At 40.0% G+C, this 18,590-nt stretch carries 19 protein-coding genes and 1 tRNA gene; 9 read left to right on the top strand and 11 right to left on the bottom strand.

Features of this window, described 5'->3' with window-relative positions:
- Position 1 precedes the first annotated feature (1 nt).
- From COCH_RS06240 to purB, 3 genes are all read left to right on the top strand, one after another.
- Complete coding sequence (locus tag COCH_RS06240; RefSeq protein WP_015782402.1) at positions 2-373, top strand: hypothetical protein; 372 nt, start codon at positions 2-4, stop codon at positions 371-373.
- A gap of 40 nt (positions 374-413) precedes the next feature.
- Positions 414-1,535, top strand: coding sequence for a DNA polymerase III subunit (locus tag COCH_RS06235; protein WP_015782401.1), 1,122 nt, complete (start codon positions 414-416; stop codon positions 1,533-1,535).
- A 297-nt stretch (positions 1,536-1,832) separates the two neighbouring features.
- The gene (gene purB, locus COCH_RS06230) at positions 1,833-3,164 is read left to right on the top strand and encodes an adenylosuccinate lyase (RefSeq protein WP_015782400.1); all 1,332 of its coding nucleotides are present in this window, start codon (positions 1,833-1,835) and stop codon (positions 3,162-3,164) included.
- Between the two features lie 79 nt (positions 3,165-3,243).
- On the opposite strand, the gene sufD is transcribed toward purB, so the two are convergent.
- The 8 genes from sufD to COCH_RS06190 all read right to left on the bottom strand — a co-directional run bounded on the left by sufD (position 3,244) and on the right by COCH_RS06190 (position 10,250).
- A complete protein-coding gene (sufD, locus tag COCH_RS06225) occupies positions 3,244-4,545 on the bottom strand; it encodes a Fe-S cluster assembly protein SufD (protein WP_015782399.1) in 1,302 nt (433 codons plus the stop codon).
- Between the two features lie 12 nt (positions 4,546-4,557).
- A complete protein-coding gene (gene sufC, locus COCH_RS06220; protein WP_015782398.1) occupies positions 4,558-5,298 on the bottom strand; it encodes a Fe-S cluster assembly ATPase SufC in 741 nt (246 codons plus the stop codon).
- A gap of 57 nt (positions 5,299-5,355) precedes the next feature.
- A complete protein-coding gene (locus COCH_RS06215; RefSeq protein WP_015782397.1) occupies positions 5,356-6,297 on the bottom strand; it encodes a hypothetical protein in 942 nt (313 codons plus the stop codon).
- Positions 6,298-6,514: 217 nt separating this feature from the next.
- A complete protein-coding gene (locus COCH_RS06210) occupies positions 6,515-6,931 on the bottom strand; it encodes an EamA family transporter (RefSeq protein ID WP_015782396.1) in 417 nt (138 codons plus the stop codon).
- A gap of 56 nt (positions 6,932-6,987) precedes the next feature.
- Positions 6,988-7,773, bottom strand: a complete 786-nt coding sequence (locus COCH_RS06205; RefSeq protein WP_041546937.1) for an SDR family NAD(P)-dependent oxidoreductase — start codon at positions 7,771-7,773, stop codon at positions 6,988-6,990.
- Positions 7,774-7,805: 32 nt separating this feature from the next.
- Positions 7,806-8,723, bottom strand: a complete 918-nt coding sequence (locus COCH_RS06200; protein ID WP_015782394.1) for an alpha/beta hydrolase — start codon at positions 8,721-8,723, stop codon at positions 7,806-7,808.
- Positions 8,724-8,977: 254 nt separating this feature from the next.
- Entirely contained in the window at positions 8,978-9,202 is a 225-nt protein-coding gene (locus COCH_RS06195) for a hypothetical protein (RefSeq protein WP_223375708.1), read from the bottom strand.
- 205 nt (positions 9,203-9,407) lie between these two features.
- Positions 9,408-10,250: a TerC family protein gene (locus COCH_RS06190; RefSeq protein ID WP_015782393.1), complete on the bottom strand. Its 843-nt coding sequence runs from the start codon at positions 10,248-10,250 to the stop codon at positions 9,408-9,410.
- A 705-nt stretch (positions 10,251-10,955) separates the two neighbouring features.
- On the opposite strand from COCH_RS06190, the gene COCH_RS06185 reads away from it, so the two are divergent.
- The 6 genes from COCH_RS06185 to COCH_RS06160 all read left to right on the top strand — a co-directional run bounded on the left by COCH_RS06185 (position 10,956) and on the right by COCH_RS06160 (position 15,324).
- Positions 10,956-11,027: transfer RNA gene (locus COCH_RS06185), tRNA-Arg, on the top strand.
- Between the two features lie 98 nt (positions 11,028-11,125).
- Complete coding sequence (locus COCH_RS06180) at positions 11,126-12,496, top strand: HU domain-containing protein (RefSeq protein WP_015782392.1); 1,371 nt, start codon at positions 11,126-11,128, stop codon at positions 12,494-12,496.
- Between the two features lie 4 nt (positions 12,497-12,500).
- Positions 12,501-13,028 (top strand): acyl-CoA thioesterase, encoded by a 528-nt coding sequence (locus COCH_RS06175; RefSeq protein WP_015782391.1) that lies wholly within the window; start codon positions 12,501-12,503, stop codon positions 13,026-13,028.
- Positions 13,029-13,085: 57 nt separating this feature from the next.
- Positions 13,086-13,736, top strand: a complete 651-nt coding sequence (locus COCH_RS06170; RefSeq protein WP_009420442.1) for a metal-dependent transcriptional regulator — start codon at positions 13,086-13,088, stop codon at positions 13,734-13,736.
- Positions 13,737-13,811: 75 nt separating this feature from the next.
- Positions 13,812-14,615, top strand: coding sequence for a DUF3298 and DUF4163 domain-containing protein (locus COCH_RS06165; RefSeq protein WP_015782390.1), 804 nt, complete (start codon positions 13,812-13,814; stop codon positions 14,613-14,615).
- Between the two features lie 4 nt (positions 14,616-14,619).
- On the top strand, positions 14,620-15,324 hold the full coding sequence (locus tag COCH_RS06160; RefSeq protein WP_015782389.1) for a phosphoadenylyl-sulfate reductase: 705 nt from the start codon (positions 14,620-14,622) through the stop codon (positions 15,322-15,324).
- Between the two features lie 59 nt (positions 15,325-15,383).
- Here COCH_RS06160 and COCH_RS06155 read toward each other — a convergent pair whose 3' ends face one another.
- The 3 genes from COCH_RS06155 to sppA all read right to left on the bottom strand — a co-directional run bounded on the left by COCH_RS06155 (position 15,384) and on the right by sppA (position 18,312).
- A complete protein-coding gene (locus tag COCH_RS06155) occupies positions 15,384-16,187 on the bottom strand; it encodes a TrmH family RNA methyltransferase (protein ID WP_015782388.1) in 804 nt (267 codons plus the stop codon).
- A gap of 60 nt (positions 16,188-16,247) precedes the next feature.
- Positions 16,248-16,445: a hypothetical protein gene (locus COCH_RS06150; protein ID WP_002675145.1), complete on the bottom strand. Its 198-nt coding sequence runs from the start codon at positions 16,443-16,445 to the stop codon at positions 16,248-16,250.
- Between the two features lie 94 nt (positions 16,446-16,539).
- Positions 16,540-18,312 (bottom strand): signal peptide peptidase SppA, encoded by a 1,773-nt coding sequence (sppA, locus tag COCH_RS06145; RefSeq protein ID WP_015782387.1) that lies wholly within the window; start codon positions 18,310-18,312, stop codon positions 16,540-16,542.
- Positions 18,313-18,590 lie beyond the last annotated feature (278 nt).

Raw genomic sequence — 18,590 nt, 5'->3', positions numbered from 1 at the left:
AATGTATACTGTTATTATCTTTTTAGGATTTTATAATTTACTCTTCGCTGTCTTCCATTTGTTGTTTTGGAGACTTTTTAAATGGAAGGAAGAAGTGCGCAAGCTCAGTTTTGCTAATCGCGGAATTATCCAAATTCTCAATATACAAATAGTTTATTATTTTGTAGCAGTAGCAATAGTTTGTTTTTGTTTTACTAACGAACTTCTCACTACTGATTTAGGTAAGGTTTTCTTACTTGGCAACTCGTTGTTCTGGGCAATACGTTTAGTACAACAATATATATTTTTGAGGAAAAATAGTTTTGTAATTCACTTTTTGGCAATACTATTTTTGTTAGGAACAGTATTATTTTTATTACCTTTGCTTTATTAAAATCAGTATATACTAACTCCTAACATCTAACACCTAAACAATGGACAATATTTTAGGATACGATACAATAAAGAACTATTTACAAGCCAGTGTGGAAGCAGGTCGCATTCCACACGCTCAATTATTTGTGGCAGGCGAAGGACAAGGCGCTCTGCCAATGGCAATCGCCTACGCAACTCTCATTCTTTCGCACGATAACCCCAAGGCAAAGGCTCAATGCGCCCAACTCGCTCACCCCGACCTTCATTTTGCTTTCCCCACAGCTATTAATGACAAGGTCAAAAAAGACCCTATTAGTGCTCTCTTTATGGACGAATGGCGCGCTTTTGTAAAAGAACAGCCTTATGGTTCCCTTTTTGATTGGCTCGTGTTCTTAGGTATAGAGAAGAAACAAGCCAACATAGGGGTAAATGAGGCTAAAGAGATTACCAATAAGTTAGCTCTGAAATCATTTGAAGGTGGTTATAAGGTAATGATTATCTGGATGGCAGAGAAGATGAATGCCGAAGCCTCTAACAAGCTTCTTAAACTCCTCGAAGAACCCGCCGACAAAACAGTCTTTCTCTTGGTGGTAGAAGATGAAAATGCCCTATTAGACACTATCAAATCACGTTGCCAAATCCTGCGTTTCCCGCCCCTAAGTGAGAATGCTATCAAAGAAGCCCTCGTAGAACGTGGTTTAGCTGATGCCGAAGCGACCAAAATAGCTCTACGCGCTCAAGGAAACTTCAACAAAGCCCTCCAACTGATGAACAACAAAGAAAGCGAAGAAGCGATTTTTGAGCGTTGGTTTATTGCGTGGGTGCGTACAGCTTACCGCGCACGTGGCAACAAAGCCTCCATACAAGGACTTTTGCAGTGGAGTGACGAAATCAATACCGTAGGGCGGGAGGCGCAAAAACAGTTTTTGCAGTACTGCGCTGAGGTGTTCCGTCAGGCATTCCTACTGAACTATACCGCCTCTGGTTTGGTATATATACAATTCGCCGACCCTACTTTTCAACTTGCCAAATTTGCCCCTTTTATTCACGGCGGTAATATCGAGGCAATACACAACCTCCTCGAAGAAGCCCAGTTACACGTAGAGCGCAATGGCAATGGCAAAGTTATTTTCACCGATTTAGCTATTAAACTCACCCGGCTATTACACACTAAGCAATGAGAAAATTTTCTAATTTAACGTCAGTTCTATATATACAATACTGATTTACAATTGTCTTTTCATTACTATTCTGTGAAATCCAGCAACGCAGTTGCCAATTCGTGCCCATCACATTTGTCAATTATCAATTGTCAATTGAAAGACTATCTGTGTAATCTGTGAGATCTGTGCGAGACTTTTAGGTAGCTTACTACCTATTTGTTTGATTTTTTTAAGATTTGTAAGATTTCTGTAGCATAAGCCATATTTTTCTTACATCAAACTCACGTTAATTCACTAATTTTCTAATTTGAAATTATGTTAACCGCAATTTCCCCCATCGATGGTCGTTATGCCGATAAAACGACCTCCCTTGTGCCTTTCTTCTCCGAAATGGCACTCATTCGTTATCGCGTACAAGTGGAAGTAGAGTACTTTATCGCTCTATGTGAACTCCCCTTGCCTCAACTCGCCGATTTCCCTAAGGAAAGATACACCAACCTTAGAAGACTCTACCAAAATTTCACCGAAGAGGAAGCTCTAAAAGTAAAAGAAATAGAGCAAACTACCAATCACGATGTAAAAGCGGTTGAATATTTCATTAAAGAGGCTTTTGATAAACTGCAATTAGAAAAATACAAGGAGTTTATCCACTTTGGTCTCACCTCTCAGGATATCAACAATACCGCTATTCCACTTAGCATCAAGGAAGCTGTACAACAAGTGTATTTGCCTGCCTTGGAGCAATTGCTCAGCAAACTGAGAAGTTTAGTAACCCAATGGAGAGATGTCCCTCTACTAGCGCGCACTCACGGTCAGCCGGCATCTCCTACGCGTTTAGGCAAGGAGTTCGAGGTGTTTGTCGTTCGTATAGAACAGCAGTTACAAACCCTTATATCAGTGCCTTATGCTGCCAAATTTGGGGGAGCTACCGGTAACTACAACGCTCATAAGGTAGCCTATCCTAATATCGATTGGAAGGCTTTCGGCACCCGCTTTGTAGAGGAAATATTAGGCTTGCACCACTCTTTCCCTACTACCCAAATTGAGCATTACGACCATTTAGCCGCTCTTTTCGATGCTCTCAAACGCATCAATACGATTCTCATCGATTTAAACCGCGATGTTTGGACATATATCTCTATGGATTACTTCAAACAACAGATAAAAGCAGGCGAGGTAGGCTCTTCGGCTATGCCTCATAAGGTAAACCCTATTGATTTTGAAAACTCCGAAGGTAATTTAGGTATAGCCAACGCTCTTTTAGAGCATCTATCGGCAAAATTGCCTATTTCCCGCTTACAGCGCGACCTCACCGATAGTACTGTATTGCGCAATGTAGGAGTACCTTTTGGTCATACACTCATAGCCCTACAATCTACCCTCAAAGGACTTAATAAACTCCTTTTAAATGAGGATAAAATCCGCGAAGATTTACAAGACCATTGGGCAGTAGTAGCTGAGGCTATCCAAACGATTTTGCGTCGTGAAGGTTATCCTAATCCGTATGAAGCCCTCAAAGCCCTCACGCGCACTAATACCGCTATCACAGCCGAGACTATCAGTAGTTTTATCGATACCTTGGAAGTGAATGAAGATGTAAAGGCAGAACTAAAAGTTATAACGCCCGAGAACTATACGGGAGTTTAAAACAACAGCCACAATATCCAATAAAAAAGCCTACTTGAAATTTCAAGTAGGCTTTTCTTTTTTATTAATACTTCATCTATTAAAAATCTACGGTTACCCCTAATTTCTTAGCAATAATGCGATTGATATACTCCGAAAGAGCGGGGATTTTCACGCTTTCTAATACGGTATTTGCAAAAGCATAAGTGAGTAGGGCAGACGCTTCTTTTTTGCCTATCCCACGTGTTTGTAAATAGAATAAGAAGTCTGCGCTGAGAGAGCCTACGGTACAGCCGTGTGAGCACTTCACATCATCGGCGAAGATTTCGAGTTGGGGCTTGGTGTATACTGTTGCCTTATCGGAGAGGAGAATGTTGTCGTTCTGCTGATAAGCATTCGTTTTCTGGGCGATTTGCTCTACCATTATCTTACCGTTGAACACATTGGTCGCTTCATCACTTACGATGCTCTTATAATCTTGATGACTCTCACAGTTAGGATATGCGTGGTTCACCAGTGTATAATGGTCGGTGTGTTGTGTGCCTTTGAGGATGCTCAACCCTTTGAGGGTAGATTCTAAATGCTCGCCTTGGTGATAAAAATTGAGGTTGTTGCGAGTGAGTGTCCCACCAAACGAGAAGGTATGCACGCTGGCGTGGCTATTTGCTTCTTGCGAAATATAGGTGTTGTCGATAAGGGAAGCCGTCAAACGGTCGTTTTGCAATTTGTAATAATCAAGGAAAGCATCTTTGGCTACAAATACCTCGGTTACTGCATTGGTAAGGATAGCCGTAGCAGTATCTGATAAGTTTTGGTGAACTTCAATGACTTTGAGCTGTGCATTCTCACCCACTGCAATAATATTGCGCGGTTGGTAGCAAGTGGGTTCTTTTCTGTCGTTGAAATACAGCAACTGTATGGGTTTATCTACTACTTTTGCCTTGGGTACTTCTATATAAATCCCTTCTGAGGCAAAAGCCGTGTTGAGGGCTGTGAATACATCACCCTTTTCGGTATTGGCGTTGAAGTATTTTTTGATAAAGGCTTCTCCGCCCTTGTGCAACGCCTCTAATAGGGGCGTAATGGTAGCGCCGGCAATCTCTTTGCTCGACATTTCGGGACTGTAATAGCCGTTTACAAATACAAGCACATAACAATCCGCGATAACGTACTTGTGTAACACTTCGGGTGAGAGGGTTGTTTTATTGTGAATAGGTTGCCACAAGCTGTAATCAGTAGCTTGGAGGTTAGAGAGTGAGGTGTATTTCCACGCTTCTACTTTCTTATGTGGGAAACCTTTTTCAGCAAAGAAACTAAGGGCTTCTTTGCGAATATCTTTTAATATATCGCCTTTATGTGGGAACTGCTCAAAAGTAGCTACCCATTTGTCTTTTAAATTCATAGTCTAATTTGCTTATCCTTTCAGCCAATCATAACCTTTTGCTTCCAATTCTAAGGCGAGGGTTTTGTCGCCTGTTTTTACGATTTTACCGTCGGAAAGTACGTGTACGTAATCGGGGACGATGTAGTCTAAAAGGCGTTGGTAGTGGGTGATAACAAGCACAGCGTTGTCTTTGCTTTTGAGTTTATTCACCCCATTAGCTACAATGCGTAGGGCGTCGATATCAAGACCAGAGTCGGTCTCGTCTAGAATAGCAATTTTAGGTTCGAGCATTGCCATTTGGAAGATTTCGTTGCGTTTCTTCTCACCGCCAGAGAATCCTTGGTTGAGGGAACGCGAAAGGAAGTCAGGATTGATTTCTAGAAGGGTTGCTTTTTCGCGTATTTTTTTGAGGAGTTCAGCAGCAGGCATATCGGGTAATCCTTGTGCCTTGCGACTCTCGTTAATAGCAGTTTTGATGAAGTTGGTTACTGATATTCCAGGAATTTCTACAGGGTATTGGAAAGACATAAAGATACCTTTATGTGCGCGCTCTTCGGGGGCATCTTCTAACAGACTTTCGCCATTGAGGAGGATATCACCCTCTGTTACCTCAAAGTTTTCGTTACCCGCAATCACCGCCGAAAGGGTAGATTTGCCTGCTCCATTAGGTCCCATAATAGCGTGTACTTCGCCTGCTTTTATTTCTAAGTCAATCCCTTTAAGGATTTCTTTGCCGTCCACACCTGCGTGGAGATTTTTTATTATTAACATTCTTAATTGAGTTTAGTGATACTTCTCTTCTAACTATAAAGTATGACACAGCTTGTATTAGTACTCATATTTCTCAATAGTACCATCATTTCCGTCCGTCACTTTGGTAATTTTAGTAGCGTAACCTTGCGGGTTATTAGCTTCATTTTTATATTCTGTACTTAAGTATGGGCTACCTTTAGTAAGTCCTAAGCTAGGGTTGTTAGAGTCTTCTAGTTGTTGGGTTCGTTCGAATACTTTCACTACAAGGTTTTTGCTATTAGTGGCTTCATAAAGCTCATAAAAGGTGTAATTTTCTAAAGGAGTGTTTGCTAACGTGATAAGTTGTATTTGCAAGTTTCTCTTGGGGTTTTTCTTCTGTAAATCATACTCATATAGATAGGTCTTTCTAAAAGAAACTACTCCGTTTGTGAGATTATCGTATACCTTCTTTATCAAGTTGCCTTCTGGGCTAAAAGTATAGATATATGTGTCGTATCCAGAATCACCCGTTGCCACCACAGTATGGGCATCTGGGTAGGTAAGATTGTAAACTACTGAAGGGATAGGGGCAAATTTACTTAGCTTCCCATCTTTGTAGTCAAAAGTAATAGACATAGAAAACTTTCCTAATTCACTTTTTTTAATTTCAGTAACTTGGTCTTGGTCATTGAAACTAAATTCTACAACTTCTTGAGCTATACCGTCTTTATCAATATCTATTCTGGCAGGAAGCTTTTTACCTTTTAGGGGTTTAATAATCAAATGTTTGACCTCCTTTCGTTCTGATCCAGAAATTTCGTACTCTTTTGCTTCTTTAATAAAACCATCCTCTAGGGTGTAAACCATTTCGGTGGAACTATCTGCTGAATATTCTATGATGTACTTAGTAGGTAATATAACCTTTTCTTCCCAAGGGTCAGGAGCTTTGTTATTGCTATTATTGTTATTGTCATCATCACTTTTGCAGCAAGCAACTCCAATGAGAGCAAGGCTTGCTAAAATTAACAGCTTTCTCATAACGGTTTTTTTAATTAAATTAGGGAGCAAAGGTAGTCTTTTTTGGCGTAACGAACAAAAAATTTTTCTCCTATCTCCTTCTTATATTCGTGCCACATACGTGGTTTAGGTGTGGTACAGGCACCCTATACCTATCGTAAATAACCTAATTTCTTTAAGAACCTCTCTATGGGGAAATTTAGCCCGTCCTGCTAGTGCAAGCGTTTCGTTCCTACTCTCACCATATCATCACCAAGGTACCTATGGTAATGAGCGAGACACCTATCACCGATTTAAGGGTGAAGTCTTCGTGTAGGAAGATAATAGCCAAAACAAAGGTGATGGCGATACTTAGTTTATCTACCGAAACAACTTTGGTAGTTTCTCCCATTTGCAGGGCTTTGTAATAGCACAACCACGATGCCCCTGTGGCAATTCCTGAGAGGATAAGAAAGAGCCAACTGCGCTGGCTTATCTGGGCAATATTATGCTGACTTTGGGTGATAAAAACCATTGCCCACGCCAGCAACACAACTACCACTGTGCGGATAGCAGTCGCTACATTAGAATTGACCCCTTCAATGCCTATTTTGGCAAGAATAGCGGTAAGAGCAGCAAAGATAGCCGAAAGTAGTGCAAAAACGAACCACATCATACGTTATTTTGTGACAAAGGTAAGTATAATTTACTAATTAGCAATTAGCAAATTATCTAATTTGCTAATTTATACACGTGTATTGCATCCGATTGGTGGAGCGGGGTAACAGTAATATCGGTGATTTGAACTTTATCTGGCAGATTGACGATATAGGTTATGGTGTCGGCTATATCTTCGGCATATAGGGGCGTGATACCCTTATACACGTTCTCAGCTTTCTGCTCATCGCCTTTGAAACGCACCTTGCTGAAATTGGTCTCTACCAACCCTGGTTTTACGGTCGTTACCTTCAGCTTCTTGTCCATTAGCTCTATACGCATCGCATCGCTTAGGGCTTTTACAGCAAACTTGGTCGCACAATAAATACTGCCATTGGGGTAAGCTATCTCACCCGCTACCGACCCGACGTTCACAATCGTTCCCACCTTGTCGGTGGCAATCATTAGCGGAATCACACTGTTGGCAATATAGGTAAACCCTTTGATGTTGGTGTCAATCATCTGGTCTATATCTTCTATGGCGTAAGTATAGAGGTGTTGCAATCCTATTGCCAAGCCCGCATTGTTGATGAGTATATCTATTTGTCGCCATTTTTCGGGTAAGGACTGGATATTTTTCGCAACCTCTTGATAGTTTCTCACGTCGAAAGCTAAGGTTATAACCTCCACAGCGTGTTCTTTTTCGAGTTTTGCTTTCAGTTCTGCCAATACCTCAGCCCGACGAGCGCAGAGAATCAAATTAACGCCCATTTGTGCCAACTTTTCGGCTACCGCTTTACCTATCCCACTACTGGCACCCGAGATAAAAGCGATTTTTCCTTTGATACGATTTAGTTCCATTTGTTTAGATATTAGGGTATTCATTTGATATGTTAGTTTTTGATAAACTGAGCAATAGCTTCTATAAGTTTAGGTGAAATAGGTATATCTGGATTTAAGTAAGATTGCTGATTTTCTTCTATTGTTTTTACCTCTTTTAATATATGGTTCATTCCTTCCACAAAGAGGAGTTGTGCCTTAGGTTGTGCTTCTTTGAGAAGTTGAGCTTCTTTTTTTTCTACCTGTAAATCATTAGTTCCTTGTATAATAAAAACCGGAATTTTCATCTTTGCTATCTCCTCAGTGGGGTTATATTTAAACCAAGAGATAAGATAAGGTTGTACACTCTTCCTAAATACAGGAGCCAAATAAGGAGAAACATTCTCTACTTGCTCTCCTTTTTTTAATAGATTGAGGACTTTTTGCGCTTCCTCTTTGAGCTGAGGGGCATTCTTCTTTATTTGTTCTTCAATGAGTGTAGCACTATTACTGCCCGCTCCTGAAAGAGAAATCAACTTAGAGACAGGTGTTCTCTGAGCAATAAGAAGTCCTATTAGAGCTCCCTCAGAGTGTCCTATAATTATGATATCCTTATACTTTTCCTTGAAATAGTTTACTACCAAGAGAGCATCGTTTACTCCATCTTCAAAGGTGACCTTATCCTCTTGTACAGTACCTTTATTCATTTGGGCAATGATACGCTTGTCATAACGGAAAACAGTTATTTCTTTTTCTGCTAAACCTTCGGCGAGATATTTTAAAGAATTATTCTTTAGATGTGCTTGATTTCCATCGCGGTCGGTGGGACCTGACCCTGCAATAAGTATAGCTAATGGAGTGTTGTTCTGCTTCTTAGGAGACAAGAGTGTTCCTTGTATTTCCTGATCAATACTCACTTGTGTGGTGTCATAGTTTCTTTCTTGGGCAAAGACTCCAAAGCAAATCAAAGATAATAGAGGTAATAATTTCATTATAACAATAGTTTAGAGTTAAAATATGTCGCAAAGCTACAAATAATATTGCAAATACACAACTCTTATTTCTTGTCCTGTTAAATGTACGGAGGATATAGTTAAGGTTGTTAAATTATAATATTTTTCTATTCTTATAAATGAAATTACACTATTTTCTATATAGGAAGCAGGAAATCGTTATTCGTTCAGTTATTTTTGGCTCATCCTTCACTATAAGGTTCGCTCATTTGCCTTTGGGTTGGTGTGATATATTACAAAGCAAATAGGCATATTTTTTTCACAAAAGCCTCCTGCTCATCGGTGCTTTTGGCAGAGAGAGTTTGGGCAATTTCTAAAAAGGTAGGAAGTGTTTCCTCTGCGGGCAAGTCTTCTAACACTCCAAAGACGATGCTGAAGAAGTCCTTTGTTTTATGAATAGCTTTTATAAGTCCTTTTGTGCCTTCTTCCAAGTAAATACAAATCGCCTTTTTTCTCAAACTGCCACGCTTTTTACTTATAGTCTATCAAAATTCATTTACAATCTATTTTTTGTTTGACTCTAAAAAGACAAAGCCTTTATTTTTGCTTATTTTTTATCGAATTTCTATAACCTAAGCTATACTTCCTCTTATCACTAATTTCCTTCATTTGCCTTAATCACTAACCATTAATCATTAACCATTAATCATTAACCATTAATCACTAATCATTCATCATTTTTTCTCCCTCTTTTTCACTTTGCTCCCCTGTACTTGGGAGAGAGGCTGGAGGTGAAGCCTTCCTCATTCTCATATTCAGAAACTCTACCCCTAACGAAAACGCTATCGCAAAGTACAAGTATCCCTTAGGCACAGCGCCCACCGTTTGCCCTGCCAATACTGCTTCCGATAGGTGCATACTCTCAGTAATAAGCATAAAACCAATGAGTATCAAGAACGAAAGTGCCAATATCTGAATCGAAGGATTGCGGTTTACAAAGTTGCCCACAGGGTTTGCAAAAAGCATCATTATGCCCACCGAAAGCACTACCGCTGTAATCATTATATAAATCGCCCCTGTCAGCCCGCTGGTCATTCCCACCGCCGTAAGAATACTATCCATCGAGAAAATAAGGTCTATCAACAGTATTTGTACAATAGTTCCCCCGAAAGAAGCGTGTTGTCGCCCCTTAGGGTTATCCGATTGTGTAACGTGTTCTATATGATTCACTTTCGCGTGAATTTCCTTAGTCGATTTATAGAGCAGGAAGATACCCCCCGCAAGCAGTATGAGAGCCTGCCCGTTAAAATGAGCTGAAAACCACCCCCAGTCAAGGCTGATAAGCGGGTCTTTCAACCTAATCAGAAACGAAATACCCAATAAAAGAGCAATGCGCAAAAACATCGCCAAAAAAAGCCCTAAGCGTGTAGCGCGCTTACGTTGATGTTCGGGCAGTTTACCCGTAACGATAGAGATAAATATCACGTTATCAATCCCCAATACAATTTCGAGAAACGTAAGAGTAATAAGCGCCACAAGGGCATCAGCAGTAAAAAGAAAATCCATTTTATTCTTAGTTTTTAAAACGCAAAGATAAATCAAAAATTGAATATGAATACAACCCAAAGCCCAAAATAATAAAATTCTTATTCAATTATACGTTAATTATAAGAAAAGTTTCCCATCGCCACACTCCCCCTAAACTCCTCCAACAAATTTGCTAATTTCTAAATTTTCTAATTTATTAATCCTCTTTCCCATCACTACACTCCCCCTCTCCTTGGGAGAGGAACAGGGTGAGGATTCTCTTTCTTTCGCCTCGAAACCCCGTTTTTAACATTTTTAGCCTTGTTGTATCACACTATTAATCAACTTTTTATACACCCTTTCTATACCAATCGTCCAAGATTCGTATAAGCTTCCTATAAGCTCTCTATAAGCTAACCCCACCCTCCTCACTGCCTTTTTTTACCAAAACCTTTCTCAACCCTCTTCCGAACTTCTCCGTTTCCTTCCGAATACTCCTAACAGTATCAACACATCGCTTTTTCATCTCAAACTTTGTTAAAGTTAATAGCCTGTCGTGCTACGACTGCCTGTGCGACTCGCACCTTTGGCAAAGTTGATTAGTGGTATTATTGACATTTACTCCATTTACTAATCTGTTAATTTCCTCATTTGCTAATTTTCTAATTTCTTAATTTTCTCATCTTTCATCACATTTTTTCGTAGTTTCAAAAAAAGTCGTACCTTTGCAAAAAATTAATTACAGGTCTTGTAGTTCAACGGATAGAATAGAAGTTTCCTAAACTTTTGATCCAAGTTCGATTCTTGGCAAGACCACTTTTTTATCAAAAAACTTGGTCGGTATAAAAAAATATCGTACCTTTGTTGTTTCAAAAGGCAAATCCATCATTTTAATAACTTAAAATATCGGAATTATGAAAGACCTAAATGTATACATCGAAGAATTGCTCTACAAACACCAATGCGTGATTATCCCTAAGTTTGGAGCATTTATATCTAATAGGAAATCAGCCCAAATGGCTGAAGACAAAACGTTCGACCCTCCTAAACGAGAGCTCAGTTTCAACGCAAGCCTCACTTCTAACGACGGCTTGCTCATCAAGTATATATCCGAACAAACAGGCATCGAATATAACTTGGTAGAAGATTACGTAAACTTAGCTGTCGAAGGGTGGAAACGCATCTTAAAACAAGACCAAACCTTAAATCTCGAAAAAATCGGGACTCTTAGGTTAGTCGGCGAAGGTCGTATCTCTTTCGAACCCGCTGACGACGTGAATTTCCTTACCGATTCTTTCGGTATGGCGCCTTTCGTACCTCACGAAGTAACCGCCTCCGATTTGAAAATAGAAGAAAATCAAATCCGTCCTACACTCGACCATTCAAGTACCGATACCGGCATTCCTAACCTTCCCCCAGAAGAAGAAGATGCCGTAGTAACTCCTACTGAAAGTCCTGTGAGCCAAGTTACAGCTCCTGTGGTAACCAATACTCCTAAAACCCACAGAGGGACTACCCCACCGCCAGCTAAGGAAAAGAAACCTGCTAAAATAATGCCGTATGTAAAATATACAGCAGTAGCCTCAGTAGGCTTAGCCTTTTTGGCTTATGGAGCTTACCTGCTCTTCGGCGAAAGAGTAGTAAACGATGGCAATAACGAACAACAGTTTGCAATTACTGACAGCTTAGTACAAGAGCGTCTTAACCAAAAACTCAGCGAAGCAGCCGTGTTCACCCCGCCTATTACTATCCCTGCTATTCCTTTGCAAGTAGAAAAAGTAAAGGCTAAAAAGCCCGAACAAGTAAAACCTGAGCAAGTAAAGCCTGAACAAAAACCTACTCAGTCCACTAATCAAGCTGCCACTACGGTAGCGACAACCAAGCCCGCTAATACGCCTGTACAAGCTACTGCTACGCCTAAGCCAGCGCAAACTAGCACTGCGCCCAAACCTGCACAAACCACTACAACACCTAAGCCCGCTCAAACCAATACCTCAGGTGTAGCCTCTACCCCTGTACGTACAAATTCGGCAATGTCAGCTAAAAAATATCAAGTGATTGCAGGGGCTTTTAAAGACGAGAAAAACGCAGAAACCCGAGTGAAACAACTTCAAAAGTTAGGGTATAAAAACGCTTTCGTATTAGGAATGAACGCCAGAGGTTTGTACCAAGTAAGTTATGGCGGTTTCGATTCTATGGACGAAGCTAAACTACAACAAAAAGAAGTGCAAAACTCTAAAGAAGAGAAAAAACTCGACGGTGGCTGGATACTAACTCAACCCTAAAATAATGATGAAACTCAAGAAAAAACCTTCTGACTCACGTACTATACTCACCGACCTCGTACTCCCAGGCGAAACCAATCACCTCAACGCTCTGTTTGGGGGTGAACTCCTCGCCCGTATGGATAGAGCTGCTAGTATTGCCTCACAACGCCACTCTGGACGTTTAACCGTTACCGTATCAGTAAACCACGTGGCTTTTACTCACAGCATACGCATAGGAAGCATCGTAACGGTCGAAGCCGCCATCTCTCGCGCTTTCTCTACTTCTATGGAAGTATATATCGATGTGTGGATGGAAAATATCTATGGCGAACGTACCAAAGCTACCGAGGCGATTTACTCTTTCGTAGCGGTAGACGAAAACGGTCGCCCCGTAAAAGTACCTGAGATAGAACCAGAAACCCAGCTCGAAAAAGAACGTTACGACGGTGCCCTACAACGTCGCCAACTGAGTCTTGTGCTTGCAGGTAAACTCAGTCCGCACGACGCTACCGAGCTAAAAGCTCTCTTTACTGAATTAGAAAATAGCTGATGCATTTAGTAATAGAACCGCTGTAAAAGGCGGTTTTTCTCTTAAAAACAAAGCAAAATGACCTTATCTGAAGAAAACCACTTGAAAGCTATCTTTCACCTTTATAACGAAAAGAAAGAAGAGGTGAATACCAATGCTATTGCCGAAGTGATGAATACCAAAGCTTCATCAGTAACCGATATGCTTAAAAGGTTAGCCGATAAGGGACTCATCAACTATGTAAAATATCAAGGGGTAACACTCACTAAAAAAGGTACGCAAAAAGCTATTGCTATCATTCGCAAACATCGTCTTTGGGAAGTATTCTTAGTCGAAAAACTCAATTTCTCTTGGGACGAAGTGCACGAAATAGCCGAAGAGTTAGAACATATACAGTCAGAAAAACTTATAGAGCGCCTCGATGCTTTCCTCGATTTTCCTAAAAAAGACCCCCACGGCGACCCGATTCCTAACAAAGAAGGCGTTTTTACCACCACTATTCAAACCCTATTAAGCGAGCTCAAACAAGGCGATAAAGGTATATGTGCAGCGGTAAAGAACACCTCTAAGGAATTTCTCGTTTACCTCAACAAAATGAATATAGCTCTTGGCGACGAAATAGAAGTACTCAGCAAAGAACCCTTCGACGACTCTATGACTCTACTGGTAAACGACAAACAAATCAACCTATCAGCAATGGTATGCCGAAATATTTATGTCAATGGTTAGTGATTAATTGTAAATGATTAATTGCGCCCCAAACTTTGGTAAAGTTGAAATTTTACAGACAAAGGTTTTAAAAAAATGAAAAAAAACAATATAAAAAAATTAAGCCTTATTTTAGGTCTTATATTCATTATAATAATCGGTTACTGCGGTTACTGCATTTACCGTCACTATACCCGTACTCAAAAAATCAGCTTTGAAGAGAAAACTATAGAACGTAGCGATGAGAATTGCGAAGATAACTGTTTCTCTGTAAGCCTAAACTATCTATATTGCAACGGTAATAGCGAGTTTGCTAAGAATTTCAATCAAGAAATAGAGCTACAACTCTCCAATTTTCTCCTTTCCAACGACGACTCTCTACAAGTGGAAGGTATCAGTATAGAAAAAGCTTTAGATAGCCTTACAAAAGATTACTATAAGCTTCACGAACATTTCCCTGAGCTCCCTGCTTTCGAGTTTATCGCTACTGATAGCATTATGTGGCAAAATAGCAAGATGCTTTCTTTAGTGTCCAACCGTTATGCTTTTACCGGTGAAGCACAACCTATACAAACCAAAGTTTTCACTCACTTTGCATTAGATAATGGCGAAGTAATTACCAATGAAAACCTCTTTACCGATGAAGAAAAAGTAACCCAAATAGCCAAACGTTATTTTGAGAAAGCACAACAAAACGCCACCATCACTCCTTTAGATGATAAAAAGTTTGATTTTGAAAATGGAATCTTTCGTCTTCCTAACCAAATGGGCGTAGCAGCCGATGCTCTCATTTTGTTCTATGAACCTTTTGAGATAGCTCCTTATGTAGATACGCCTTTTGAAGTGAAAGTTCCTATAAAAGAAATTATGCCTTATCTCACTTTTGCTGACAATAAATAACACTATGAAAGAACGATTAACAACATTACATAACGCTCTCTTACAAAAAACAGAAGTAGAAGGTCTCGCTTCTTTAGCTGAACAATTTCCTAATGAGATAGTTTTTTCAACCAGCTTTGGGTTAGAAGACCAAGCTATTACTCACCTCATTCTCGCAAACCAAATTCCTATCAGTATTTTCACTTTAGATACCGGTCGCTTGTTCAACGAAACTTACTCAGTTTGGGAAAGCACTGAGCAACGCTACAATACACATATTTTGCCTTATTATCCCAAAACACACGATATAGAAGAATATGTACACAAAAATGGCCCTTTGTCTTTTTATCGCTCAGTAGAGCTGCGCAAAGAGTGCTGTCATATACGCAAAGTAGAACCCCTTAGCCGAGCACTAAAAGGCAAGAAAGTATGGGTAACAGGTTTACGTGCCGACCAAAGTAATGCTCGTAAAGACCTCCCTATACTCGAATGGGACGATACTTACCAGCTCTTTAAATACAGCCCTATCCTCCATTGGACGTTTGAAGATACCAAAGCCTTTATCAAGGCACATAACATTCCTTATAATGTGTTACACGACAAAGGTTTTGTGAGCATAGGCTGTGCCCCTTGTACTCGTGCTATCAAAGAGGGTGAAGATTTTCGCGCAGGTCGTTGGTGGTGGGAAAGCAATAGTAAAAAAGAATGCGGACTACACGAACACAAATAATAATAAAGGGCTCCACTTAGCTTGCTAAGTGGAGCTCTTTGTTCTCTATAAATATTTTATTAATTAAGATTTACCCTTTGTCTTTTCGCTTCAAAAATAAGTACCGCAGCAGCAACTGATACATTCATAGAGTCGATTACACCTTCCATCGGGATAATAATGTTCTGAGTGCTATGAGTAAGCCATTCCTCTGTAAGACCTTGGTCTTCCGTACCTACTACGATAGCACTGGCTTCCTCAAACGATACTTCGTAATAAGGTTTAAAGGCAGTAAGAGCAGCGCAATAGCTATTGATACCTTTGGCTTTGAGAAAATCAATCACTTCAGTAGTGCTCCCCGTTGCAATAGGAACAGTAAACACACAACCTACGCTCGAACGTATAATATTAGGGTTGTAGAGGTCAGTTTTAGGATTGGCAATAATCACAGCGTCTATATTAGCAGCATCGGCAGTGCGAAGGAGAGCCCCTATATTCCCTGGTTTTTCAGGAGCTTCAGCTACCAATAACAAAGGAGAGTCGGTTACAAAAGCTAGCGTGTCTAAACTGTGCTTTTTAGTCTGTATTAAGGCAATAACCCCCTCAGTAGAACTGCGATAACTAATCTTTTGGTATACTTCTTTGCTAATAGCGATAGGATTTACTCTTTGAGCTGTATGGCTAAGAAGTTTTAGCAAGTGTTCTTCTGCAAAAATCTCAGGCTGATATAGCAATGTTTCGAGAGTGTAGCCTCCTTCAAGGGCTAAGCGTATCTCGCGCGCACCTTCTACTACACATATTCCTTCTTTTTTACGCTCGCGTGATTTCTCGCTGAGGAGAACTATTTTCTTTATTAGGGGGTTTTGAGTACTGGTGATGTTCATTTTTAGGTAAGAGATAAGAAGTAAGAAAAAGCTGCCTACGAGAGTAGGCAGCTTTTGTTATCATTTATCCATAAGCACCATACACTGCATCAGTTCGGGCTTATTTTTGGTGTAGTCATCTAACCAAACTTTCAATTCTTCTATTTCATAAGGTAATAACCTGTCAATAGCTTTTTTAAGTTCCTTACAAAATAGGTTAGGGTCGAAACTCACTTTCGATAAAATCATTGTGGTATATTCAAACGTAGCTCGTTTCATAACTTCATCTATTTAGAATTTCACTGTACAAATGTACTTCTTTAAAATGAACTAAGCAAGTTTTTAGGTGTTAATATTGTGTTAATTTTTATAACTATTTCAGTTTCACATCGTATTCTAAATGGGCTTGCACTCCACGTTGCTGAGCGATATGTTTCACCTGCTGATAGACTTCATAAGCTTCTACACCCATCTCATTGCGCAAGTTCTCACCTCTCAGATTCGCTCCAAAACGGCGGAACATTGCTTTAAAGTCCATTTCGAAAGTAGGGTAAGAAACGGTGCGATATTCTTTGAGTCCGTTGTCTTTAGCAGCGTAGGCAATAGCATCGTTTAGCGAGCCGATTTCGTCTACCAAACCATTAGCAAGGGCTTCTTTACCGCTCCATACTCTTCCTTGTGCAATGGAGTCTATTTGGGCAACCGTTTTACCACGCCCTTTGGCTACACGATCTAAAAATACAGTATATACTTGCTCAATAGATTCGGTCATTTCTTTTTTGAATTGTTCAGTAGGTTTTTGGAATACACTATAAAACTGAGCGTTGGGGTGAGTGCTTACGGTTTCGGCATTTATACCCCAGTTGGTAGCTAAGGCATTTACATTAGGAATTACGCCGAATACCCCAATAGAACCGGTGATAGTACCTGCTTCTGCAAAAATGCGGTTAGCATTGCACGCAATATAATAGCCACCAGAAGCGGCATAGTTGCCCATAGAGACATATACCTTTTTCTTCTTTTTAGTAACTTCGATTTCTCGGTGCATCAATTCAGAGGCTAAGGCATCGCCACCAGGGGAATTGATACGAAGCACAATAGCTTTTATATCTTTATTATCAGAGGCTTTGCGCAAGGCACGGATAATGGTTTCATTACCTACGATTTCAGCGCGTCCTTCGCCTTGCATAATCTCACCATCGGCATAGATAACAGCTATCTTATTTTTGGAGTGCTTGCCCGTTGCTTTGCCTACTACGGCTTCGGCATAATCTTCAATATTGATAAAATCAACCTTATCGATACTTTTACTACCGGTTTTATCACAGATGATTTGCTCGAATTCATCGCGGAAAAGAATACCGTCTATGAGTCCGTTGTTTTTAGCTAACTGTGCTGTGCGTCCACCTACATTGGTAGCTATTTCATTGAGTTTTTCTACGGGAATATTACGACTTTTAGCGATATCGGTAACGATGACGTTCCACATAGCAGAGAGTAATTCGGTGAGTTGCTTGCGGTTGTTATCGCTCATCTTATTGTCTAAGAAAGGTTCTACAGCGCTTTTGTATTTGCCGTGGCGAATCACTTCCATTTGCACACCGCTTTTTTCTTGGAGCCCTTTGAAGAAAAGGACTTCAGAAGAGAGACCCCGGAGCGCAACACTTCCGAGCTGACTAATATACACCTTATCGGCTACGGTTTGGAGATAGTAATCGAGTTGGGAAATTTCATCGCTATAAGCTAAGACGAATTTGCCAGAAGTCTTAAAATCCTCCAAAGCTTTACGAAGTTCTTGAGCGAAAGCTAATCCGCCGATGTTACCCGTACTTTTGAGGTAAATACCTTTGATACGCTTGTCGGTTTTGGCGTTCTCAATAGCTTTGAGAGTTGCATTAAGTCCGTTATAGGATTCAGAGGTATAGTCGAAATCCTTAAAGGTTATGCGTTCGCCGTAGTCTACTAATGGTTCTTCAAAAGAAAGTTCGAGTACAGAATTGTCCTTCACACTCACTTCTTCACCTTTGGCACCACCTACCACTGAGCTTATCATCACAGAGATGAAGATGAGGAAAAGAATAAAACATATCCCCATAGAAATAAAGAATCCGAGGATAGTGGCTAAGAGAGTTTTTAAAAAAGTCATATTGTTGATGTTTTAATGATTATTTTTTGGGTGAAATGTTATCACTATCATACCATATACTGTCTACGGAAATTAGTTTATTTTCAACGTCATTTTCTTTACTTTTAACATAAAATATTCTTTTAAAATCTTTGATACCATTAGCAATAACCTCCCCAAAAATACTAAAAGTAAAGTACATTTAATTCCGTTTTCTACACCTTTATTTAAGTTAATACTGGGGCAAAGATAGGAGAAAATTAGCAAATCAGCAAAGTTTTAATACAAAAAAAAGAGCT

Source organism: Capnocytophaga ochracea DSM 7271 (genome assembly GCF_000023285.1).
Lineage (GTDB): Bacteria > Bacteroidota > Bacteroidia > Flavobacteriales > Flavobacteriaceae > Capnocytophaga > Capnocytophaga ochracea.
The sequence above is the reverse complement of the archived record's forward strand: the minus strand, read 5'-3'. Positions and strand labels throughout refer to the sequence as shown.